We start from the raw sequence: 21656 nt of genomic DNA, 5'->3' as shown, positions 1-21656 counted from the left end.
GCCCGCTCAGCGCCCGGCCCCCGGTCAGGACTTCTCCCGCTCCCGGGCCCGTTCCAGGTCCTCCCAGGTGTCGCAGTCGTACGCGACGTTGTCGGTGTCGGCGACCCGCAGCCCGGGCAGCCCGCCGACCAGGCGGCGCAGCGGCTGCCCGGCCGGGTCGCCGAGCCCGGCGAGCGCGGCGCGCAGCGGGGCGGTGCGGTAGGCGGCGGCGAGCGGCTGGTCGCGGCCGCCCGCGTCGACCAGTACGGCGGCGTCGGCGTGCGGTCCGGCCCGGTCGAGGGCGGCGACCAGCCGGTCCACCGTACGGCGGTCCAGGAAGGGCAGGTCGGCGGCGAGCAGCAGCACGGTGTCCGCGGTGACCAGGTCGAGCCCGGCCGCGACGGCGGCGACCGGCCCGCCGCCGGGCGGCTGCTCCCTGGTCCAGCGGACGCCCGGGCGCGCGGTGGGCCGGGCGGGGCCGACCACCACGGTGGTCCGGGCACCGGTGCAGGCGGCGAGCACCCGGTCCAGCAGGGTGGACTCGCCGACGGTCAGGCCGGGTTTGTCGACGCCGCCCAGCCTCCGGGCCGCGCCGCCCGCCGGAACGATCACGTCGTACGGCGTCGTCATGCCGCCAGTATCCCGCCCTACCGGTCGGCCCCGTCCGAGCCGTCCCCGGCCGTCCCCTCTTCGTCCTCACCCTCGGCCCCGTCCTCGGCCCCGCCCGCCGGAGCGGCGGCGGACCGGGCGGTGTTGGCGGCCGCCCCCAGGTCCAGGAAGGACGGCAGGGTCAGCTCCCCGTACCGCTCGTTCATCGCCGTGACCAGCGCCTCCGGGTCGTCCGGGTGCTCGGCGAGCAGCCGGTCGAAGTCCCGCAGGTACTCCCCGGTGAAGGCGAGCACCCGGGCCGCGTCGTCGCCCTGGTCGGGGGCGCGGTGCCCGGCGATCACCCGGTCCACGCCGAGGTCGGAGATCCGGCCGAGGTTGTGGCCCCAGGTGGTGCGCTGGGCCGGGGTGGTGTCGGCGGTCCACACGTGGGTGCCGTTGCAGACGAAGTCCCCGGCGATCACGGTCCGGATGCTCGGCACGTGGACGACCGTGGACTCCCCGCAGTCGGCCTGGCCGAGCAGCAGCACCGGGATGACCTGGCGGTCGAGCATCAGCGGCTGCGGCAGCAGCGGGGCGGGCACCAGCGGGTGGTCCGGGATGTCGTCGCCGTAGACCGGCTTCCACTGGGCGACCTTGGCCGCGACGGTGCGCCGGATGCCCTCGACCACCGCCGGGGCGGCCAGCAGCTGGGCGTCCGGGAAGAGCCTCAGCACCTCCTCGGCCCCGAAGTAGTGGTCCGGGTGCTGGTGGGTGACCACGACGGCGAGCAGCCGGCGGCCCTTGCCCGCGACCCATTCGGCCAGTTCGCGCCCGGCGCTGCGGGTGAGCTGGGCGTCGACGAGGATCGCGGTCTGCTCGCCGAGGATCAGCGTGGAGGTGGCGAAGAAGGACGACTCGGGCCCGGTGAAGACGGAGACCTCCAGCGGTCGGGCGGTCCGCCCGGCGTCGTCGGGGAGTCCGGCCGCGACGGGCTCGGCGTCCACCCGTTCCGCGCCGGCGCTCTCCTCGGGCGGGGACGACGTCACGGGCTGCTCCCTCTGGTCGGCGGTCGGACTTCCTGCGCCCTACAGCATGGGAGTACCGGCCGCCGATTGCGCGGAAGGCGCGCCCGGTGGGACGCGCCTTCGGGCGCACGTCACACCGCGGCCCGGGCGGCGAGCTCCTTGCCCCGGGCGGCGGCCAGTTCCAGGGCCTTGGCCTTGGACTCGGCGGCGACCGGGACGAACTCGGCCAGCGCCGGGACGCTCGCCGCCATGGTGAACTCCGGGACGATGAAGTCGACCTCCAGCCCGAGCCCGCCGGCCAGCACCTTCTCCAGGTAGGTGATGACGAACTCGAACGGCTCGCGCGGGGCGCCGGGGCCGTACGAGCCGCCGCGGGAGGCGACCACGGTGACCGGGGTGCCCTTGGCGGAGGGCTGCTCGCCGGCGGTGCGGCCCATCAGGACCACCTGGTCCAGCCAGGCCTTGAGGGTCGACGGGATCGTGAAGTTGTACATCGGAGCGCCGATCAGCACGGCGTCGGCGGTCTCCAGCTCGACGATCAGCCGCTCGCGCAGCGCGAAGGCGGCGGCCTGCTCGGCGGTGCGCGCCTCGGCCGGGAGGTATCCGGCGGTGATGCCGGCGGCGTCCAGGTGCGGCATCGGGTCGGCGGCGAGGTCGTGGTGGACCACCGTGCCGCCGGGGTGCTCGGCCTCCCAGGCGGCCCGGAAGGCGGCCGTGACCTCGCGGGAGACGGAGCCGTCGGTGAGCGCCGAGGAGTCGATGTGCAGGAGCGTGGGCATGGCGGTCCTCCAGAGAATTAGTAGCTGCCTTTTCCCTTGCAGCTGCAACTAAGGTAGCAGCTTACTTTTCCGCAGTCACTAGTGCCCGGTCGAGTACGCTGGATCCATGGCCGAGCCCGAGGTAGTGACCGACGCAGTACCGACCGCGGTCGACGCGTGCGCCGCCCCTGCCGTCCGCGGCGGCTGCGCCAACGTCGACCTGGCCCTCAACCGGGTGTTCACCCTGCTCGGCAAGCGCTGGACCGGCATGCTGCTGGGCGTGCTCAACAACGGCGGACCGGCCTACTTCTCCGAGCTGCGCCGCGCCGTACCGGGCATCAGCGAGCGGATGCTCTCCGACCGGCTGACCGAACTGACCGAGGCCGGGCTGGTCGTCCGCGAGGTCGACCCCGGCCCGCCGCTGCGGGTCAGCTACCGGCTCACCGAGGGCGGCGTCGCCCTGAAACCGGCCCTCAACGAGCTGGCCGTCTGGGCCGACCGCTACCTGCCGGAGAGCGCCCTCCGGGGCGGCTGCTGACCGGCCGGCCTAGACAGCCGGTCGCCCCCGGGTACGACGAAGGGCCCGTCCGCCGTATCCCGGCAGACGGGCCCTTCGCACGATCGGGGGCGGCTCAGCCCTTCGCGGCACCGCCGCGCGCCCGGGACACCCGGTCGGCGACACCCCAGGAGGTCACCCGCCAGAGCGCCTCGACCACGATGCCGCGGCTCATCTTGGAGGCCCCGAGCTCGCGCTCGACGAAGGTGATCGGCACCTCGGCGACCTTGAAGCCGGCCTTCACCGTGCGCCAGGCCAGGTCGACCTGGAAGCAGTAGCCAGCCGAGGCCACCTCGTCCATGCCCAGGCCCAGCAGGGTCTCCTTGCGGAAGGCCCGGTAGCCGCCGGTGACGTCCCGGATCGGCACGCCCAGCATCAGCCGCGAGTAGGTCGAGCCGCCGCGGGAGAGCAGCAGGCGCGACTTCGGCCAGTTCACCACCCGGCCGCCCGGCACCCAGCGCGAGCCGAGCACCAGGTCGGCGCCGCGCAGCGCGCCCAGCAGCCGGTCCAGCTCCTCGGGCTGGTGCGAGCCGTCCGCGTCCATCTCGACCAGGACGTCGTAGCCGTTGTCGATGCCCCAGCGGAAGCCCGCGAGGTAGGCGGCGCCCAGGCCCTCCTTGCCCTTGCGGTGCAGGACGTGGACGTTGCCGTCCTCGGCGGCCAGCTTGTCCGCCAGCTCGCCGGTGCCGTCGGGGCTGTTGTCGTCGGCGACCAGCACGTGCGCCTCGGGCACCGCGGCACGGACCCGGCCGACGATCCGCTCGACGTTCTCCGCCTCGTTGTAGGTCGGGATGATCACCAGGACCCTGCCGAGATCAGCAAAACTCTGCTGGTTCACGGTCACGTACAAACCTCTCGGCCGATGGCGGGGAGTGTCAGAACACCGTCGCCCGCACTCTGGAACGCGGCCCCGCCGACAGCCCGCCGACGGGATGACCACGGTGGAGAATGCTGCGGGGGGCGGATACTACTGCGTCCTGGCATTCTACTACCGCGCCCGGGAACCGCTGGTCGGACCACGGCACTCCCCCCTGATGCCCACCGTTTCCCCGCGGGCGACCCAGGTCAGCTAGGGTCGATGCCCTTGCCCGGGCCCGGACCGCCCGCACCGCCGGGCCCGCACCGCCGGCCCGGACCCGGGACGTCCGGGGCAGCCCCGTCAGCGAAGGAGTAGGACCGCGCGCATGGACAGGCTCGTCAACACCGTCCGCCCGTACGCCTGGGGGTCGCTCACGGCCCTGCCCGAGTTGCTCGGCCAGGAGCCGACCGGCGAACCGCAGGCCGAGCTGTGGATGGGCGCCCACCCCGGCGACCCGTCCCGGGCCGACCGCGGCGAAGGCCCGCGCCGACTGGACGAGCTGATCGCGGCCGACCCCGAGGGCGAGCTCGGCGCGGCGAGCGTGGCCCGGTTCGGGCCGAGCCTGCCGTTCCTGTTCAAGGTGCTCGCCGCCGGCATCCCGCTGTCCATCCAGGCCCACCCCACACCGGACCAGGCCCGGGCCGGCTTCGCCGCCGAGAACGCCCTCGGCATCGCGCCGGACGCCCCGGAGCGGAGCTACCGCGACGACAACCACAAGCCCGAAATGGTGTGCGCGCTCGGCGACTTCGAGGGCCTGTGCGGCTTCCGCCGGCCCGCCGGGGCGGCGCAGCTGATGGCCGCCCTCGGGGTGCCCGGGCTGGACCCGCTGATCGCACTGCTGGCGGTCGGCGAAGACGGCGGCCCCGAGGCCGAGGCCGAGGCGCTGCGCCGCACCCTGGCCACCCTGCTCACCCTGGACGACGAGACCGCCGCACGGACCGTCCGGGAGACCGTCGCCGCGCTGGCCGGCACCGACCCGGACGGCCCGCACGCCCCGTACGCCCGGATCGCGAAGGACTTCCCGGACGACCGCGGCGTGATCGCCGGCCTGCTGCTCAACCACGTCCGGCTGCGGGCCGGCGAGGCGCTCTACCTGGGCGCCGGGGTACCGCACGCCTACCTGTCCGGCGTCTGCGTGGAGCTCCAGGCCAACTCGGACAACGTGCTGCGGGCCGGCCTCACCCCCAAGCACATCGACGTCCCGGAACTGTTGAAGGTCGTGCTCTTCGAGCCCGGCGCCCCCGAGGTGGTGCACCCCGTCCCGGTCGAGGGCACCCCCGGCGAGCGGCTCTACCCCGTCCCGATCGACGAGTTCCGGCTGTCCCGCTTCCAACTGGACGGCGTGCAGCGGGAGATCGACGGCCGCACCCCGCAGATCCTGCTCTGCACCGAGGGCGCCGTCCGGCTCACCGCCGCCGACGGCGCCGTACTGGACCTCGCCCGCGGCCAGTCCGCCTTCCTCCCCGCCACCGGCACCCCGACCCGCCTCTCCGGCACCCCCGGCACCCTCTTCCGGGCCACCGTCACCGTCTGATCCGCCCCCGGACCCGCCCCGCCCCCGGACCCGCTCAGGCCACGGCCGGGCGAAATTCGTTTGCTCCGCCCACCGGTCACGGCTGGACTGTCGGCGGCCCGCGCACCGTGGGCCGTACCCAGGGGAGGGCGCAGCAGCGATGGAGATCCGCTCCACGACCGAGAAGGACCTCGACGTCTTCGTCGACACCGTCCACGCCGCGTTCGGCCGCTTCCCGGAGGCCCGGGCCGAGGACGGCAGCGGGGTCTGGTGGTCGGCGATCGAACCGGAGCGCGGCCTGCTCGCGGTGACGGACGACGGGCGTCCGGTCGGCACCGCCGCCGCGTACTCCTTCGAGCTCACCCTGCCCGGCGGGGCGCTCACCCCGGTCTCCGGAGTGAGCTTCGTCGGCGTCCTGCCCACCCACCGCCGCCGGGGCGTACTGACCGCGATGATGCGGCGCCAGCTCGCCGACCTGCGGGCCCGCGGGGAGTTCCTGTCCGTGCTGCTGGCCTCCGAGCCCGCGATCTACGGCCGGTTCGGCTACGGCCCGGCGACGTACACCGGGCGGTTGACGGTGCCGCGCCACCGGGCCGCCTTCACCGCCCCGCGGGCCGGCGGGGGCACGGACACCGGCTCGGTCGAGCTGCTGCGGCGCGCCGACTGCCGGGACCTCCTGGAGGAGGTCTACGACCGCTACCGCCGCGCCCGGCCCGGTGCGCTGTCCCGCCCGCACCGCTGGTGGGCCCTGGGCGCCGGGCAGCCCCCGGTCGCCGCGGCGCCGCGCTACATCGCCGTCCACCGCGACGCCGCCGGCACCCCGGACGGCTACGCCAGCTACTCCCTGGACGGGGACACCCTGACGGTGGACGAGACCGTCGCCGTCGACGACGCCGTCACCTCGGCCCTGGCCCGGTTCCTGCTCGGGCACGACCTGGTCGACCAGGTCGTCTTCAAGCACTTCCCGGCCGAGCACCCGCTGCGCTGGCAGCTCGCGGACTTCGGCGCCGCCCAGGTGGGCAACAGCAGCGAGTGGCTCTGGGTCCGGCTGCTGGACGTCCCCCGGGCGCTGACCGCGCGCGGCTGGTCCGCCGACGGCGAGCTCGTCCTCGACGTGGACGACCCGTTCCTCGGCGAGCGCGCCCGCCACCTGCTGACCGTCCGGGGCGGCGAGGCCGTGTGCGTCCCGACCGACCGGGAGCCCGACCTCACGCTGGACGTGCGGGACCTGGGCGCGGTCTACCTCGGCGGCACCCCCGTGGGCACGCTGGTGCGGGCCGGGCACGTCCGGGCCCACCGCCCGGAGGCGGTCGCCCTCGCCGACGCCCTGTTCCGCACCGAGCGCCCGCCGCACTGCCTGTCCTGGTTCTGACCGGCCACCCCGACCGCACCGGCCGCACCTGTAGGGTCTCGCGGCTCGTGTCACAGGTCACCGCTGTGACCTGCGGCTCCCGGATCTGTCTCACCACCTGTCGGGGTTGATCAGTCTCACCACGGTGGCGGATCCCCAGAGCTGGGCGCGTCACTCGTCCTCGTTGTCGAGGATGGTCCATCGCAACACCATCCCGCCCGCCTTGTCGGCTTCGAGCGTGACCGGATAGACCTGGCCAGCGCCCCGCTCACTGCGGTGCCTCATCGAGGGTGGTACCACCCGGCCCGCCGGAAGCGGTGGAAGTCGGCGTGCTTGTCGATCGCGACCATGAGGCCCTTGCCGTGGAGGCGGTCTCGCCAGGCGGTGAGTTCGGCCGCACATGCGGCTGCCTCGGCCAGCGGGAGGTCGAGCCAGCCGTGCGATCCGTCGACGCCTTACTGCGCGATCCGCTCGCCCCCAAACTGCGCATGCCCGTCGTCCTCGTACCGGCCCCAGTAGGTGAGGTCGAAGACGTGGAAGGTGGTCATACCATCAGATCCGTGGCGTTGCTCAGCAGTTCTCTTAAACGGATGACGGAAGCAGCGTCCGACCTCAACAAGCGAAGGCCGGTGCTGGTGAAACTGCCTTCACCAATACCGGCACCTGCAGTCCATGCCTACGTCTGTCTACTCCCGTCGCGGCAGGAGGTCCCCGAGAGCTTCCACCAATTGGTTGACCTCCTTGGGATACTCTTCAGCCCATGTAGCCAGGAAGGCGCCAGCCACGATGCTGCCCGCCTGAAAGTCGAGATCCGCGCCGATCTGCTCCCAGATGACATGCCGGTCCCAATTAGTCACGGCACGAGTTCGCACTACTTCTTTGACGCGCTCCTGCTGATGAACGGTCAACTGCAAGCGAAGGGCAAGCTTGGCGGCAACCGCGTCGAGCCGCTCCATGATCCGGCCAAGAACATGCGCCTCTGGCGAACTGTCTCCGGGGAGAAGGAAGATGAGATCGCTTGCACTCTCACGCCCAGCCTGATCGCCATCGAGAATGCACACCGACTTAAACTGACTGGTCGGGTCAATATTGTGCTGATGGTTAACCTTGATCGCAGGGTCAGCCCCGCCCATGCCGTGCACCTTCACGGCGTCTAGCTCAACTCCGCCGTGAACACGCAGGGCCGTCGTAACCATCATCTCGGCAAAGGTGTCCTCAACAAAGATCGCAAGCTTGGCATGAATCTGCCCCGTAATCGTGCGCAGGGCGCGAACGTCAAGCTTCCCCTGAAGAACTTCCCCGCCGTAGGCCGCCCAGATGGCCTTGGACGGCAAGGGCGCAAGCGCATCATTGGAATGGGTTGTAAATATCACCTGACAACCCTTGCGCTTCGCGACACCAATGAGGTACTCGACCATTCGTCGCGTAGCCACCGGGTGAAGGCCGTTCTCGATCTCTTCGATAAGGATCATGGATCCGTCTTGAGCAGCCTCGACCTCGGCGACGATCCGAATCACGCTGGCCTCGCCTGCCCCGAAATGAAACTCGGAGTACTCCACATCCTTGTGCGTGCGCCCGGAGAATAGAGTGACGGCGCCAGCCGCGTCGACGTAGAGCTGCTGGAAGCCTTCGATCGGCTTGCCGAGGATCCTGGCCACGTGAGCTGTGACCTCTGGAGGCAGCTCCACCTCCTTGAGCGCCGCGAACGCTGCGGTCGCGGCCTTCTTAAGCTTGGCCCGCTCAGTAGCAGGGAGGGTGCGATCGACACCAAAGACCTTGACTTCGCGGTCAAGCACGGAGTCTCGGCTCCACCTGTACGTCTTAAAGCGTGCGGTACGCAGGATGTGCCCCCGAGCGCTGAGAGCCTTGTCGATGATCTCGTACTCGATCGACCAATTCTGCATGCTCTCGTCATGCTTGCCGCTCTTGGCGAAAAATCGCCCGGGCAGGACGCTCTTGTAAGCGAGCGCTGCGGCCCCGAGGACTGTACTCTTGCCGCCCCCGTTTGGCCCGACCAGTGCAGTGACAGGGAAGTCAAGGGTCACAGTGCGGTCGGTGAAGCCCCGAACCTTCCGCAGCGTGATCTTCTTCAGGTACTTCCCGTAACTTTCCTTCGAGACCTTCTCTTCCAGGCCGATGATCGCGCTCGGGCTGACCTCGCTCTGGTACACGTCCACGTGCTCTCCCTCTAGGTGGCCGCAAATATCATTTCAGCTTCAGAGCTCAGACAGGAGCACTTTGGCGTTCTTCTGCCGCCGAAGCTTCCTCACCTCACTCACGGCCCTCAAGCCAAACGCTGTCGGCTTCATGGGCCGGCCGCGGACGGCCCGCTCAAGCAGGGGGTGCCCGAGGTCCCGTTCGAGACGGTTGATCTGGGTCACAAGGGCCGACTGGCTGAGCCCAAGGGCTACGGCAGCGTCACTCATGGTCGGGTAGGAGATAGCCGCCAGGAAACGGTCCAGGCGTTGCCTCGCATAGGGGCTGGTGAGAGCCATCCGCACGATGGGCGGCATCTGGGCGGTCTCGTCGGGAACCCGGAGAGCCGCTCCATGGCTTCCTCCTCCGCGGGGTCGAAGAGGGATTCCGTGGGTGTGGGCCCAGCGCGCCATGTTCGCAGTGCTCATGCCCTTCTCGCGTGCGAGGTCTGCAAGGGTCCGGCGGCAGTGGACGTACTGCTCGATCAGCCAGTCCCGTTCGATGGTGCCTCGGGGCTTGTAGTCCTGTGGGCCGTCGCGGAGCGGGATGTCGTACTCGTGCGCGAACGAGGCGAGCACCTTGCGAGAGAAGCCGGTGAGGGCGGCGATCTGGTTCAGGGATTGGTGCTCGTGCAGGTAGAGGCGCACGAAGGTCTCCTTCGGCACATCCTGGCGGGCTCGGTGGCGGGTGGCCCCTATCGCTCTGGCAACGGACTTGGTCGGCGGCGGTGCGGGAGCGGGATGCTCGTCCAGGACATAGCGGATCGTCTCGACGCTGGTGTCGAGTGCCCTGGCCGCGTACTGCACTGGGTTCTTGCGCTGGCGGATGAGCTGGTGCAGATGCGGGATGTCGATGCGAGCGGGGTCGGGGCCGGGCAGGTCCAGCCCGTCGAGCAGGAAGATGGGCGGCTGCCAGGTCACCGGCTCGTCGTGGATGCCGTGGGCTGCCAGGAAGTCCCTGGCAGCGCGGTCCAGTTCCTCGGCCAGCTCGGGTGTTTGGAGGGCCGCAGCACGGGCGATCTCGGCTCTGAAGGGTGCTTCATCGACCTTGGGGTAGCTGGGTGCGGCTTCGGCCGGCAGGCCGCTGACGCGTTGGAACAGCCGACAGCGGATGATCTGCTCTCGTCGGCCTTGGCCGGGTAACGTGCCGGTGCGGCGGCAGATGTCCAGCCAACGCTCGTGCGGCAACAGGCTGGTGTAGTCGAGGCGGCGGCGACGCTGGTAGTCGATGGGGATTTCGTTGGAGTCGAGGTAGTCGGCCAGGCGAACCAGGGCGGTCATCATGTCCGGCCATTGCTGCTGATCGTTCAGCAGTTGCAGGATCCGGGAGATGTCGATGCCGTCAGCGACTGCGCCGAGGGCGAGGGCCGCGTCATCAAGGCTGGTCCGGCTGCCGATGATCAGGAGAGCGCCGGCCAGGACTGGCGCGAGAACACGGGGGTAGACCCCTTTCGACGGGGTGAGTCGTACTGCCCAGGACTGCCAGAACGTGCTGGGTATGTGCCGCGCTCGCCGGGTCAGCACAGCGTCCGTGAGATTCGGTCTGCTGGGCATGCTGGTCACGGTGCGGAAGCGGAGTTGGTCGCTGGGCCGGAACGACGGGGCGAGCGCGGCTAGGTGCACCGCGTTGAGGACGGGGCTCAGGCCGCGTCCCCAGCTGTCGATGCTGGTGGCACTGATCTGCCAGAGCTCCTCGCGCATCGCCTCCAGCAGTCCACGCATCACCTCCCCGGCCTCGTGGAGATCCCGGAGTTCAAGGACTCGCAGCGCGATGGTCACCGCGACTGCGGCGCTCACGGCCCGTGGCGGGGCCATGAAGCCGGGCCGCTCCGCGGCTCGGGATGCGAGTCGGGAGTCCGGGTCGAGCATGAGGTGCTCGTCGGCGAGATCGGCGGGCAGCAGGTGCCTAATGACGCCGGCGGGGAGGTCTGCCAGCACTCGTCCGCCAACGGCTCGGATGTCCGTAAGGGCGTCGTATGCCAGCTGCGGGCTGGCGGTGTAGGCGCCGAAGGCGGCTGTCCCGGACTCGATGGCCTCCATCAGCCAGTCCTGGGCGGTCAACACCGGATGGCCTGCGGGCAGCCGAAGCGTTCTGGTCTCGGTGAGGTCGAAGCCGCAGCCACCGGATGATGCTCTGCTCGGTTGTGAGGGGGGATTGCCGCAGATGCCCGGCTGAGGAACGACCCGTCCAGAACGGGGTCGCTCCCGCTGGACACGCCCGCAGTTCGGGCAACAGTCCGCGAGCAGGCGACGGTGGCGAGGGCAGGCAAAGGTCCATCCCAGGCGCCAGACCAACTGCCAGCGGCCAGCGGAATCGGCCAGGCACTCCGGGCAGAACCGCGATCCCCGGCCGCGCCCCCAAAGCACCCGGCGGTCGACGTGCCGACGGTCCAAGTCGATACGAAGGGCGCGTTGGTCGTAGTGGGCCAGCGTCATGGCCGTGATCGCGGCCAGAGAGAGTCCGCTCGCGTGCGCGACTGCCGATGTCTCGTGCTCACGCAGCGCAATCGTCCAGTCCGGCGGGATGTCCCTGAGGTGGTTCCCGGATCGGTCCCTCACCGGGAAGCCGAGATGCGACCGTACGTCGCCCAGTGGAGTGTCCAGCCGCTGGGCCAGGGCTTCGAGCCACGAGTCGAGGGCTTCGCCGGGCAAGGGGTCGAGCCGGATCGGCAGCGTCCTTGGGGCGCCAGTCATGCCGACTTCCTGTGTGCGGGCCGCGGTCGGCTGGTCAGTCGGCGCTTCTCCAGGGCAGCTTCGAGTTCCTGGCGGGCCTTCTCGGACGCTTCGTCGTTCTTCACGGCGTCCAGCAGGTCTTGGCTGAGTGTTTCCTCACCGCTTCGGACCGCCCGTTGGCAGCCGCGGTTGATCAGCGTCATCAGGGAACCGATGTGTCCGGTGCTGCGGGCGAAGAGGTAGTCGGACAGGTCGTCCACGAGCATGCCCGGGTGCTTGCCGGTCAGGACCACACGTTGTTCGAGGGCCAGCAGCATCTGCCGCCACTCCTGGCGGTTCTTCTCGGTCTCGATCGTGAAGGGCCGCATGCCGAGCCGCGTGGTGCGCCGGCCGGTCTGGGCCATGACCGCGTCGCCTTTGGTGCCGCCCTCGCTGAACAGCCCCTTGTCGGCGAGTCCGACGCCGACCATCAGCAGGGTCACCGGGAACTCGTTGGCGATCCACTTGAGGTGGTTGCTGACCTCGATCCCGTTCGTCTTGCGCCACTTCAGGAAGTGCAGGTCGTCCAGAGCGAGCAGACGGACCTCGCAGGAAAGCATGCAATCCAGGGCTCGCTGGCCGAGTTGGGCGGTGGTCCCGCGGTGGCGTCCCGGGTGGCCGAAGAACTCCAGCATGGCCCGGTTGAGATCCTTCATGCCGGTATTGCCGGTCAGGCCAACCCGGCAGACCGGCACCCGTTCATTCCCCTGGGCGGTGAACTCTCCTTGCTCGGCTATCTCCCGGCGGTGGAACTCGCGGGCGAATGCCAGCACCGAGGTGGTCTTGCCCAGGCCGGGAAAGGCATCAACTGCGACGGCACCCTTGGCCTTGTCACCGTCCTGCAGGTTGCTGTCGATGATGTCCCACAAGTCCTCGTGGAGCTCCGCCAGTTGAGGTGTCCTGAGTGGCCCGAGATTGGCGTGCCACTCACGCCTGCTGCGGTTGTAATCGGCTCGTGCCTGCGGGCTCAGGGCCTTGAGTTGGGCGTGTGTCAGTACATCGGGTTGGGTCCGGCGCGGGCCGTCGGCGAACGCCTTGAAATCCTCCTTCCGGGACAGCGCCAGGTTCGCCGGGCTGGGCAGGCCGGCCGTTCCGGTCACACGTCCTCCAGGGCGTCGGCGTAGAAGTCGTCCTCGTCGGCGAGGTCTTCCAGGTCGGCTTCGTCGTCATCGCCGAGCTCCGTCGGCTCCGGTTGCTCGGGCTTCGCCGTGTCCGGGTCCGCCCCGAGGGCCTTGCGTACGGACGGAAGCGAGATGACCGTCTCGGCCTCGGTCTCCGGCAGTTCGATCGCAGCCTGCTCACGGGAGAGCCGCAGAGCCATGCGTCGCTCGGCCAACGTCGTTCCCAGCCCGAGGTTCCACCGTTCCAGCAGGTCGGCAACGGCGAGCCGGTCGTCCGGGTAGCGGTATTTCGACGCGGCCAGCTTCCGAGCGAAGCTCAGAGCGTCCTCGCTCAGCGGCATGTGCGCCGCTGGAGCATGCTCCCAGAGCAGGGTGTGCCAACGGCGGTTATCGGGATCTCGGAAGTAGATCCTGGTGATGTCGTCGGGGTCCACCTGGAACGGCCAGCCGTTTTTGACCGGTCCGTCGTAGGGGCTCTTGAGGTTGCGGTAGGCGTTGAGCGCAGGCCCGTTGTAGCGGCGGCGACCGATCTCGACGCCGTAGTGCTGGATCGTGCGCCACTTGGTCTGCAGGAACTCGAAGGCGAGGTTCGGATCCCGCGGGACCTCGATGTAGCCGGCCCTCGCCATGCCATGCTCGAACATCTTCGCCGGGGACATCCTCATCCCGGGCAGGCTCGGGTCGAGGAGACCGGAGTGGGGTCGGGAGTGATAGACCACCGCGGTCCACTCTCGGATGATCGCCTCCAGCTCGTCCAGGAAGAAGAACGCATCGTCCTCCGGCTTCTCGCCCCGGGAGTGGATGTCGGGCCCCTTGTAGCCGGGCAGGGCCTGCAGGAGGTCCTCACGAATGGTCCGGAAGAACCGCTCGACCGGGCCCTTGTCTCTGCCGGTCCGCAGCCGGGCGGGCTGGATCGAGATCCCCATTCGACGGCAGACGCTGGTCAGATGTTCCGAGACGTAGACCTTGCCGTGGTCGACCACCAGCGTCTCCGGAACCAGAGCCGGCGAGGCGAGCCCCGGGCCTTCGGCCGCGTCGACGTCCACCAGCACCGTTCTGGGGATGCCGTGCTCGGGCCAGACCGCGTGCCTGGGCCAGTCCCGCCCGGCCGGGCGGGGCCGGAAGGACTGGTAGAGCACCGCGCTGACGTCCACCGCCTTCGTCGAGACCGGCGTGATCCGGATCCCGGTGATGCAGCGGGTGTACCAGTCCATCCCGACCGAGAGCTCGGCCTGCACCCACCGCAGCGTGATCGGGTCGAACGCGAAGACATCCAGCCGGGTGGAGTCCATGACGAGGTACTCGCCCGGTCTGGTCGGCCGAAGCTTGCCGTAGGCACCCTCGGGCCGGTCGGCGATGTCCCGGTTCCGCTTCGTGCTCAGCCGGAACAGAGGATGCTGCCGTTCCAATTCAGCCAGCAGCCGAAACGCCGTCGCCCGGCTCGGCTGCGGCACCACGTCCGGACCAAACCGTGCGATCACCCGTGCCCGCGTCCGATCGATGACCATCGTCCGCGACGGCTTGGACTGCCCCGTGTGCTCGACCATCACCTCCAGCGCGGTCTCCACCCACCGGTCGTCGGCTGTGACCTGCGATTTCCTCTCCAGCCCCTTCCTGGGAGCCAGTCCGGCCTCGCCGTGCTCGCGGAACGCAGTGACCCAACGCCTTACCGAGCGTGCGGCAACCCCGAGCTCCGCACCCTTCGCCGCGTACTTGGCCTCCAATGGCTTCTCCGGCGCGTACTCGGGACGAGGCTCGCCTTCACGCGCCAGTTCCGGGCTCCCGAACCGATATCCCGTCAGGACCTCACGAACGTGCTCGGCTTGGTCCAGAATCTTCCGCCTCTCGGCCTCGTGGAGCTGGCCCAGCACTACCGAGGCGATCTCGTCGACATCGTCGGCCTCCGGTCCGGGCTGGTCCGCAATGACGGTGGCGTGGTCGGAGAACAGCAGTTGCCTCAATGACAGCCGAAGCAGCCGGCCCCGGCCGTCCTTGAGAACCACTTCGTTGCCTGCCGTGGTCACGGCCATCTCCACTACCTCGACAGTCTCCCCGTCGTAGCGGAAGCGAGTGCCAACTCCCACCCGGGTGCCGGCCCGGGTCACGCGCCCCTCCTCAACGTCTGGGAAGGAACGAGGGGTTGGTCGAGGTCGGTGACAAGATCGTGCGTCCAGAGCAGGTGATGGATCGCGGACCGCACTTGAGGCGCCGGACGGCAGGGCAGGAGACTTTCGGCTTGGCCCAGAGAGACTCCGTCAAGCTCGACCTCGCGGAGTTCGTCCAGGAGATCGGAGCTGAACAGCCAGTCCCGACGGTAGCCCGCCAGGAAACGGATGTTCTCCAACTCCACGGTCGGCGGCTCACTCCAGACCTCGTACTGCCATCCCTGTGACTCCACCACCCACCGAGTCCAGTCGAAGGTCAACGCCACCTCGGGCCTGGACAGCCGGCTGAGCGGCTTGACGTCCACGACCACTGGTCCTTGCCCAGTCACCAGTAGGTAGTCCGGGATGTGCTTACGGAGTTGCCCTTCCACCTGGGCCTTCAACAGGAAGGGCTGAGCCGTAATGCGCTGCACGGAGGGATCAAAGTCGGCGAACAGCAGTCGGGCCAACTCAAGGCGCGACTCGTAGATCACGTGATCTCGCATCGTCGCCGACCAGTAGACACCGGAGTAGTGCCTCTGCCCCCTGTACCAGCGGAACGTCCGCCACGGCACCGCCGTCTTCAGCAGCCCGACCGACACTTCAGCCCACGCTCGGTCTTCGACGACCTCGCCACTTTGACGACGAATGCTGACAGTCGCAGCGGTACCGTCCATCGTGCACCCCCAGCCTCGGGCAACTGCCCGTACGGCCACGGTGCCAGCACGCTGTTCTCGGACGGTCCGCGCTGCGATCCGAATCACTCAAACGAGTGAACGGCTCTACCTGCCAGTCTCAGATCCGCGTCCTATCTGCCGTCACTTGGCCATCGAGCCTGAGATTAGGACACGGAATCTGAGACCCTACAACCCGGGCGTCAGTCCCGGGTCATGTCGACGAAGCGCGAGTAGTGGCCCTGGAAGGCGACGGTGATGGTCGCGGTCGGACCGTTACGGTGCTTGGCGACGATCAGGTCGGCCTCGCCCGCGCGCGGGGACTCCTTCTCGTAGGCGTCCTCGCGGTGCAGCAGGATGACCATGTCGGCGTCCTGCTCGATCGAGCCGGACTCGCGCAGGTCGGAGACCATCGGCCGCTTGTCGGTGCGCTGCTCGGGACCACGGTTCAGCTGGGACAGCGCAATGACCGGCACTTCCAGCTCCTTGGCCAGCAGCTTGAGGTTACGGGACATGTCCGAGACCTCCTGCTGGCGGTTCTCGGCCCGGCGGGAGCCGCCGGACTGCATCAGCTGGAGGTAGTCGATGACGATCAGCTTGATGTCGTTGCGCTGCTTGAGCCGGCGGCACTTGGCGCGGATCTCCATCATCGACAGGTTCGGCGAGTCGTCGATGAACAGCGGCGCCTCGCTGACGTCCGGCATCCGGCGGGCGACCCGCGTCCAGTCGTCGTCCGTCATGTTGCCGGAGCGCATGTGGTGCAGCGCGACCCTGGCCTCGGCGGAGAGCAGGCGCATGGCGATCTCGTTGCGGCCCATTTCGAGCGAGAAGATCACGCTCGGCAGCTTGTGGTGGATCGAGCAGGCCCGGGCGAAGTCCAGCGCCAGGGTGGACTTGCCCATCGCGGGGCGGGCCGCGATGACGATCATCTGGCCGGGGTGCAGCCCGTTGGTGAGCGCGTCGAAGTCGGCGAAGCCGGTCGGCACGCCGGACATCTGGCCGTTGCGGGAGCCGATCGCCTCGATCTCGTCGAGGGCGCCCTCCATGATGTCGGCGAGCGGCGCGTAGTCCTCGTTGGTGCGCTGCTCGGTGACGGCGTAGATCTCCGCCTGGGCGGCGTTGACGATCTCGTCCACGTCGCCCTCGGCGGCGTAGCCCATGCCGGCGATCCGGGTGCCGGCCTCGACCAGGCGGCGCAGCACCCCGCGCTCGGCGACGATCTGGGCGTAGTACTCGGCGTTGGCCGCGGTCGGGACGGAGTTGACCAGGGTGTGCAGGTAGGCGGCACCGCCGACGCGCTGGAGCTCGCCGCGCTTGGTGAGCTCGCCGGCCACGGTGATCGGGTCGGCCGGCTCGCCGCGGGCGTACAGGTCGAGAATCGCGCCGTGCACCATCTCGTGCGCGGGCCGGTAGTAGTCGGCCGGCTTGAGCACCTCGACCACGTCGGCGATGGCGTCCTTGGAGAGCAGCATGCCGCCCAGCACGGACTGCTCTGCCGCGAGGTCCTGCGGGGGGACGCGTTCGAAGCCGTCGACGCCGCCGTGGCCCTCGTCGTCCCTGCGGTCGTCCCGGCCGCCGCCCTTGCCGTTCTTGCCGCCCCTGCCGTTGAAGTCGCCGCCGCCCTTGCGGAAGCCCTCGCCCCGGTTGCCGCCCTGACCGCCGCCGCCACCCTGGCCGCCGCGGTTGCGGGAGACCGGCAGCCGGTCGCCGGGACCGTCCGGGAAGGGGGCGTCGTCGAAGGCGCCGGCCGGGAAGGGGTCCTCGGCGGTCTGCCAGTCCTCCTCCGGCGGCGGGGCGTCGTGGTCGTCGTACTGGGGGCCGGTCACGCGTGTTCCCCGATCAGCGAGTGGTGCGAAGTTGGAGCGGGCCTTGCCGGTGGCTGGGTGGAGCGGAGCCGCTCCTCTTTGTACGCCACGGCCCCGACAAATCGGACGCCGGGGCCGGTGGGAGTGTCGGGTGGAGGGCCCACGCTAAGGCGCCGGACGCCCTCGCGCCAAGGCGGTTATCCACAGGGGGTGTGGACGAGCGGCCCCGGGCTGTGGAGAACTGCCGCAAAGCTGTGGACACCCCTGTGGAAGCTCCTGTGGATAACCGGACGATCGATCCATCGTCAACCTGTTGACCTGCGATTACCTCTTCCGGGGCCTGTGCATGAGAAATTCTTCACACACCGCCGAACAGCCATGGGCGCGGACCGGACGGAGCACACCGCTCGCAGTTTCGAGTAACGACCGAACCGGCCATTGGCCTCTTACCTGTGGATGAGTACCCTGGAGCGCATGAGCACCGCCCCCGCCGAGCCCTCCAGACGCAGCCCCACCGGCCGCGGCCACGACCGACGCGGCCACGACCGCGAGATCCTCGCCCTGGCGGTGCCCGCCTTCGGCGCCCTGGTCGCCGAACCGCTGTTCCTGATGGCCGACTCCGCGATCGTCGGCCACCTCGGCACCCCCCAGCTCGCCGGGGTCGGCGTCGCCTCCGCCGCCCTCACCACCGCCACCGGGGTGTTCGTCTTCCTCGCCTACGCCACCACCGCCGCGGTGGCCCGCCGGATCGGCGCCGGGGACCGCCGGGGCGCCGTCCAGCAGGGCGTCGACGGCCTCTGGCTCGCCGTCGGCCTGGCCGTCCCGGTGGTCCTGCTCACCCTGCTGCTGGCCCCCTGGGCGGCCGAGCTGCTGGGCGCCTCGCCGACCGCGGCGCCGTACACCGTGACGTACCTGCGGATCAGCTCCCTGGGGATCCCGGCAATGCTGCTGGTGCTGGCCGCCACCGGCGTGCTGCGCGGCCTCCAGGACACCCGTACGCCGCTGCTGGTGGCCGTCGGCGGCTTCACCGCCAACATCGGGCTGAACGCCGGCCTGGTGTACGGCGCCGGGCTCGGGGTGGCCGGCTCGGCCTGGGGCACCGTGCTGGCCCAGACCGGGATGGCCGCGGTCTACCTGGTCGTGGTGGTCCGCGGCGCCCGCCGGGAGCGGGCCTCGCTGCGGCCGGACGCGGCGGGCATCCGGGCCGGGGCCAGGGCGGGCGGGCCGCTGCTGGTCCGCACGGTCAGCCTGCGCGCGGTGCTGATGATCGCCACCGCGGTGGCCGCCCGGCTCGGCGACGACCAGGTCGCCGCGCACCAGATCGCCATGACGCTGTTCAGCTTCCTGGCCTTCGCGCTGGACGCCATCGCGATCGCCGGCCAGGCCGTCATCGGCCGCTACCTGGGCGCCTCGGACGTCCCGGGCGCCCGCGCGGCCACCCGGCGGATGGTCGAGTGGGGCCTGTGCTCCGGGGTGGTGCTGGGCCTGCTGGTGGTGCTGGCCCGCCCCCTGTACGTCCCGCTGTTCACCCCCGACCCGGTGGTCCAGGGGCAGCTGCACACGGCCCTGCTGCTGCTCGCGCTGAGCCAGCCGGTGGCGGGCCTGGTCTTCGTGCTGGACGGCGTGCTGATGGGCGCCGGGGACGGCCCCTACCTGGCCCGGGCGGCGCTCGCCACCCTGGCGGTGTTCGCCCCGGCCGCGTTCCTGGTCCCGGCCACCGGCACCGGGCTGGCCGGGCTGTGGTGGGCGATGAACCTGTTCATGCTGGTCCGCGCGGTCTTCCTGGTGGCCCGCGCCCGCGGCGGCCGCTGGCTGGTCACCGGGGCCGTGCGCGACTGAGCGGGCCCGGGAACGCCCGAGGGCCGGACTCCCCTGGGGGAGTCCGGCCCTCGGCCGGTGCTACGGAACTCAGGCAGCCACGACGGCGACGTCGAGGTTGGCCACGACGTCCGAGTGCAGCTTGACCGAGACCTTGTGGGTGCCCACGGTCTTGATCGGCGAGGCGATCGCGACGGCGCGCTTGTCCACGGCCGGGCCGCCGGCGGCCTTGATGGCCTCGACGACGTCGGCCTGGGTCACCGAGCCGAACAGACGGCCGGCGTCACCCGAGCGAACGGCCAGCTTGACCTGGACGCCCTCGAGCTTGCCCTTGACCTCGTTGGCCGCGTCCAGGGTCTGGATCGCGTGGATCTTGCGGGCGCGACGGATCGCGTCGACGTCCTTCTGGCCGCCCTTGGTCCAGCGGATGGCGAAGCCACGCGGGACCAGGAAGTTGCGGGCGTAGCCGTCCTTGACCTCGACGACCTCGCCGGCGGAGCCGAGACCCGGAACCTCGTGCGTGAGGATGATCTTCATTACTCGGTCACCCTCTCTTAGCGCGCGGTGCTGGTGTAGGGCAGCAGCGCCATCTCACGGCTGTTCTTCACGGCCGTGGCGACGTCACGCTGGTGCTGGGTGCAGTTGCCGGTGACACGGCGGGCACGGATCTTTCCGCGGTCGGAGATGTACTTCCGCAGCAGGTTCGTGTCCTTGTAGTCAACGTAGTTGACCTTGTCCTTGCAGAAGACGCAAACCTTCTTCTTCGGCTTGCGAGCAGGCGGCTTCGCCATGGTGTGCTCCATTTGGGGTTCACGGCCCGACCGGCGTCCGGGGACGCCTGCGGCCGGGCCGCACGAAATCTGTCAGCTCTTAGAACGGGGGCTCTTCCGAGAAGCCGCCACCGGACGGGGCGCCTCCCCAGCCGCCGCCGCCCTGGTTTCCACCGGACGGGGCGCTGGACGCCCACGGGTCGTCGGAGGGGCCGGACTGGCCGCCGCCGGAGTTTCCACCCCAGCTGCCGCCGCCCTGCTGGCCGCCACCGTTGCCACCGCCCCAGTTACCGCCCTGGCCGCCGCCCTGCTGGCCGCCGAAGCCGCCGCCGGGAGCGCCGGACCGGTTGGCCCGGGTGACCTTCGCGGTCGCCGAACGCAGGCTCGGACCGACCTCGTCGACCTCGACCTCGAAGACCGTCCGCTTCTCGCCTTCCTTGGTCTCGTAAGACCGCTGGCGCAGTCGGCCCTGCACGATGACGCGCATGCCGCGCTGCAGCGACTCGGCCACGTTCTCCGCCGGCTGCCGCCAGACGTTGCACGTGAGGAAGAGGCTCTCGCCGTCCTTCCACTCGTTCGTCTGACGGTCGAAGGTGCGGGGGGTGGACGCGATGCGGAACTTCGCGACCGCCGCACCCGACGGGGTGAAGCGCAGCTCGGGGTCGTCGACGAGATTGCCGACGAGGGTGATGACGGTCTCGCCTGCCATGGTGGTGATGACCTCTCGGGAAGATGTCCGTTCACCGCTGTTTCACGTGAAACAGCGGACGCGAGCTACCCGAGACCCGAAGGCCTCAGAAGTGGCTCAGTGGGTGTCCGGGCGCAGGACCTTGGTCCGCAGAACCGACTCGCTCAGGCCCATCTGGCGGTCGAGCTCCTTGACGACCTCAGGCGTGGCCTTGAGGTCGATGACCGAGTAGATGCCCTCGGACTGCTTGTTGATCTCGTAAGCCAGACGGCGACGACCCCAGGTGTCGACCTTCTCGACCTTGCCGCCGGCGTTGCGGACGACGGCCAGGAAGGACTCGATCAGGGGGGAGACAGCGCGCTCCTCGACCGACGGGTCGAGGATGACCATCAGCTCGTAGTGACGCATGAGTAACCCACCTCCTTTGGACTCAGCGGCCACGGTCTCTCCGTGGCAGGAGGGTTGTGCGTAGCGTCGGCACCGATGCGGTGACGACTCCGGCCCACGGTAGCGGCCGGGTCGGACAGTCGGGCCCCGTACACCCACCAGGGGTGTCACCCGGAAGAGGGCGCAAGGGGGCACAACTACACCAGTGCAGACGGCACAGCCTACCTGCACCCGGACGGCCGAACAAAACGCATAGGGGTTGTGAGACGGACCCAACCGCCGCAATCTGGACGGAACGGGATTCCTGCCCGTTCGTCTCCACGCCAGGAGGTGGGACTCATGGCCCAGTCCGTCCACCGCATGCCCGCCCTCACGCTGAACACCGACGGCCACCCGCACCCCCGCGAGAACACCCTGGTGGCCCTGACGGCCGTGCTGGGTGTGATCGCCTTCACCACCTCGTTCTTCTACAACCTGCACCTGCTGACCTCGTGGACCGGCCTGGCCGGGATCGTCACCGGCCTGTGGGGCATGTTCGTCTCGGTCACCACCGCCGAGCGCTTCGTCCTGATGATCGCGCTCGGCGCCTCCGCCATCGGCTTCTACCTCGGCATCGCCCGCGGCGGCCTCTGGGGCTGAACACCCGGCTCCAGGAACCCTCGGCGCCCCCGTCGCGTATCTGCATCAGACAGGTACCCGCCGGGGGCGCCGTC

18 protein-coding genes and 1 pseudogene are annotated in these 21656 nt (G+C 70.0%); 5 read left to right on the top strand and 14 right to left on the bottom strand.

Translation table 11 applies throughout. The features are described 5' to 3' along the window. Nucleotides 1-36: 36 nt before the first annotated feature. From ACFXOZ_RS04995 to ACFXOZ_RS04985, 3 genes and pseudogenes are all read right to left on the bottom strand, one after another. A pseudogene (locus ACFXOZ_RS04995) lies at nucleotides 37-609 on the bottom strand (molybdenum cofactor guanylyltransferase); the annotation flags it as partial. Nucleotides 610-626: 17 nt separating this feature from the next. After that, nucleotides 627-1613, bottom strand: a complete 987-nt coding sequence (locus ACFXOZ_RS04990) for an MBL fold metallo-hydrolase (RefSeq protein WP_380587542.1) — start codon at nucleotides 1611-1613, stop codon at nucleotides 627-629. A gap of 110 nt (nucleotides 1614-1723) precedes the next feature. Then, a complete protein-coding gene (locus tag ACFXOZ_RS04985) occupies nucleotides 1724-2371 on the bottom strand; it encodes an FMN-dependent NADH-azoreductase (RefSeq protein WP_375882860.1) in 648 nt (215 codons plus the stop codon). A gap of 106 nt (nucleotides 2372-2477) precedes the next feature. On the opposite strand from ACFXOZ_RS04985, the gene ACFXOZ_RS04980 reads away from it, so the two are divergent. Beyond that, nucleotides 2478-2888 carry a winged helix-turn-helix transcriptional regulator gene (locus ACFXOZ_RS04980; protein WP_375882862.1) on the top strand — a complete coding sequence of 137 codons (411 nt, stop codon included), beginning with the start codon at nucleotides 2478-2480 and terminating at the stop codon, nucleotides 2886-2888. A gap of 94 nt (nucleotides 2889-2982) precedes the next feature. On the opposite strand, the gene ACFXOZ_RS04975 is transcribed toward ACFXOZ_RS04980, so the two are convergent. Continuing rightward, nucleotides 2983-3750 (bottom strand): polyprenol monophosphomannose synthase, encoded by a 768-nt coding sequence (locus ACFXOZ_RS04975; RefSeq protein ID WP_380523775.1) that lies wholly within the window; start codon nucleotides 3748-3750, stop codon nucleotides 2983-2985. Nucleotides 3751-4090: 340 nt separating this feature from the next. Between ACFXOZ_RS04975 and manA the strand changes: the two genes are divergently transcribed. Next, complete coding sequence (manA, locus tag ACFXOZ_RS04970) at nucleotides 4091-5299, top strand: mannose-6-phosphate isomerase, class I (RefSeq protein ID WP_380523773.1); 1209 nt, start codon at nucleotides 4091-4093, stop codon at nucleotides 5297-5299. A gap of 139 nt (nucleotides 5300-5438) precedes the next feature. Continuing rightward, the gene (locus ACFXOZ_RS04965) at nucleotides 5439-6650 is read left to right on the top strand and encodes a GNAT family N-acetyltransferase (RefSeq protein WP_380587539.1); all 1212 of its coding nucleotides are present in this window, start codon (nucleotides 5439-5441) and stop codon (nucleotides 6648-6650) included. A 665-nt stretch (nucleotides 6651-7315) separates the two neighbouring features. Here ACFXOZ_RS04965 and ACFXOZ_RS04960 read toward each other — a convergent pair. From ACFXOZ_RS04960 to dnaB, 6 genes are all read right to left on the bottom strand, one after another. Continuing rightward, complete coding sequence (locus ACFXOZ_RS04960) at nucleotides 7316-8806, bottom strand: ATP-dependent endonuclease (protein WP_380587536.1); 1491 nt, start codon at nucleotides 8804-8806, stop codon at nucleotides 7316-7318. 39 nt (nucleotides 8807-8845) lie between these two features. Beyond that, a complete protein-coding gene (locus ACFXOZ_RS04955; protein ID WP_380587533.1) occupies nucleotides 8846-11518 on the bottom strand; it encodes a TniQ family protein in 2673 nt (890 codons plus the stop codon). Next, nucleotides 11515-12636 (bottom strand): AAA family ATPase, encoded by a 1122-nt coding sequence (locus tag ACFXOZ_RS04950; protein WP_380587530.1) that lies wholly within the window; start codon nucleotides 12634-12636, stop codon nucleotides 11515-11517. The genes ACFXOZ_RS04955 and ACFXOZ_RS04950 overlap by 4 nt, the downstream gene beginning before the upstream one ends. Further along, nucleotides 12633-14762 (bottom strand): Mu transposase C-terminal domain-containing protein, encoded by a 2130-nt coding sequence (locus ACFXOZ_RS04945; protein WP_380587527.1) that lies wholly within the window; start codon nucleotides 14760-14762, stop codon nucleotides 12633-12635. Before ACFXOZ_RS04945 ends, ACFXOZ_RS04950 begins: the two co-directional genes overlap by 4 nt. Beyond that, nucleotides 14759-15478 (bottom strand): TnsA-like heteromeric transposase endonuclease subunit, encoded by a 720-nt coding sequence (locus ACFXOZ_RS04940; protein WP_380587525.1) that lies wholly within the window; start codon nucleotides 15476-15478, stop codon nucleotides 14759-14761. The genes ACFXOZ_RS04945 and ACFXOZ_RS04940 overlap by 4 nt, the downstream gene beginning before the upstream one ends. Nucleotides 15479-15678: 200 nt before the next feature. Continuing rightward, nucleotides 15679-17175, bottom strand: a complete 1497-nt coding sequence (gene dnaB / locus ACFXOZ_RS04935; protein WP_375882933.1) for a replicative DNA helicase — start codon at nucleotides 17173-17175, stop codon at nucleotides 15679-15681. 579 nt (nucleotides 17176-17754) lie between these two features. Between dnaB and ACFXOZ_RS04930 the strand changes: the two genes are divergently transcribed. Beyond that, a complete protein-coding gene (locus tag ACFXOZ_RS04930; protein ID WP_380587523.1) occupies nucleotides 17755-19119 on the top strand; it encodes an MATE family efflux transporter in 1365 nt (454 codons plus the stop codon). Between the two features lie 69 nt (nucleotides 19120-19188). On the opposite strand, the gene rplI is transcribed toward ACFXOZ_RS04930, so the two are convergent. From rplI to rpsF, 4 genes are all read right to left on the bottom strand, one after another. Further along, complete coding sequence (rplI, locus tag ACFXOZ_RS04925; RefSeq protein WP_360227569.1) at nucleotides 19189-19635, bottom strand: 50S ribosomal protein L9; 447 nt, start codon at nucleotides 19633-19635, stop codon at nucleotides 19189-19191. A gap of 17 nt (nucleotides 19636-19652) precedes the next feature. After that, a complete protein-coding gene (gene rpsR / locus ACFXOZ_RS04920; RefSeq protein WP_030059640.1) occupies nucleotides 19653-19889 on the bottom strand; it encodes a 30S ribosomal protein S18 in 237 nt (78 codons plus the stop codon). Between the two features lie 79 nt (nucleotides 19890-19968). Further along, nucleotides 19969-20577 (bottom strand): single-stranded DNA-binding protein, encoded by a 609-nt coding sequence (locus ACFXOZ_RS04915; RefSeq protein WP_375882874.1) that lies wholly within the window; start codon nucleotides 20575-20577, stop codon nucleotides 19969-19971. A 96-nt stretch (nucleotides 20578-20673) separates the two neighbouring features. After that, complete coding sequence (rpsF, locus tag ACFXOZ_RS04910; RefSeq protein ID WP_375882877.1) at nucleotides 20674-20964, bottom strand: 30S ribosomal protein S6; 291 nt, start codon at nucleotides 20962-20964, stop codon at nucleotides 20674-20676. A 318-nt stretch (nucleotides 20965-21282) separates the two neighbouring features. Between rpsF and ACFXOZ_RS04905 the strand changes: the two genes are divergently transcribed. Then, a complete protein-coding gene (locus tag ACFXOZ_RS04905) occupies nucleotides 21283-21582 on the top strand; it encodes a hypothetical protein (protein ID WP_375882880.1) in 300 nt (99 codons plus the stop codon). Nucleotides 21583-21656 lie beyond the last annotated feature (74 nt).

This window comes from Kitasatospora sp. NPDC059160 (genome assembly GCF_042755465.1).
GTDB lineage: Bacteria > Actinomycetota > Actinomycetes > Streptomycetales > Streptomycetaceae > Kitasatospora.
This window is presented reverse-complemented; position numbering and strand designations above follow the sequence as displayed.

Excerpts from the sequence above, each read along its gene's own strand:
- ACFXOZ_RS04985 (WP_375882860.1), bottom strand. The coding sequence starts at position 2,371 with ATGCCCACGCTCCTGCACATCGACTCCTCGGCGCTCACCGACGGCTCC.
- ACFXOZ_RS04980 (WP_375882862.1), top strand. The coding sequence starts at position 2,478 with ATGGCCGAGCCCGAGGTAGTGACCGACGCAGTACCGACCGCGGTCGAC.
- manA (WP_380523773.1), top strand. The coding sequence starts at position 4,091 with ATGGACAGGCTCGTCAACACCGTCCGCCCGTACGCCTGGGGGTCGCTC.
- ACFXOZ_RS04965 (WP_380587539.1), top strand. The coding sequence starts at position 5,439 with ATGGAGATCCGCTCCACGACCGAGAAGGACCTCGACGTCTTCGTCGAC.
- ACFXOZ_RS04955 (WP_380587533.1), bottom strand. The coding sequence starts at position 11,518 with ATGACTGGCGCCCCAAGGACGCTGCCGATCCGGCTCGACCCCTTGCCC.
- ACFXOZ_RS04940 (WP_380587525.1), bottom strand. The coding sequence starts at position 15,478 with ATGGACGGTACCGCTGCGACTGTCAGCATTCGTCGTCAAAGTGGCGAG.
- ACFXOZ_RS04930 (WP_380587523.1), top strand. The coding sequence starts at position 17,755 with ATGAGCACCGCCCCCGCCGAGCCCTCCAGACGCAGCCCCACCGGCCGC.
- rplI (WP_360227569.1), bottom strand. The coding sequence starts at position 19,635 with ATGAAGATCATCCTCACGCACGAGGTTCCGGGTCTCGGCTCCGCCGGC.
- rpsR (WP_030059640.1), bottom strand. The coding sequence starts at position 19,889 with ATGGCGAAGCCGCCTGCTCGCAAGCCGAAGAAGAAGGTTTGCGTCTTC.
- ACFXOZ_RS04915 (WP_375882874.1), bottom strand. The coding sequence starts at position 20,577 with ATGGCAGGCGAGACCGTCATCACCCTCGTCGGCAATCTCGTCGACGAC.
- rpsF (WP_375882877.1), bottom strand. The coding sequence starts at position 20,964 with ATGCGTCACTACGAGCTGATGGTCATCCTCGACCCGTCGGTCGAGGAG.
- ACFXOZ_RS04905 (WP_375882880.1), top strand. The coding sequence starts at position 21,283 with ATGGCCCAGTCCGTCCACCGCATGCCCGCCCTCACGCTGAACACCGAC.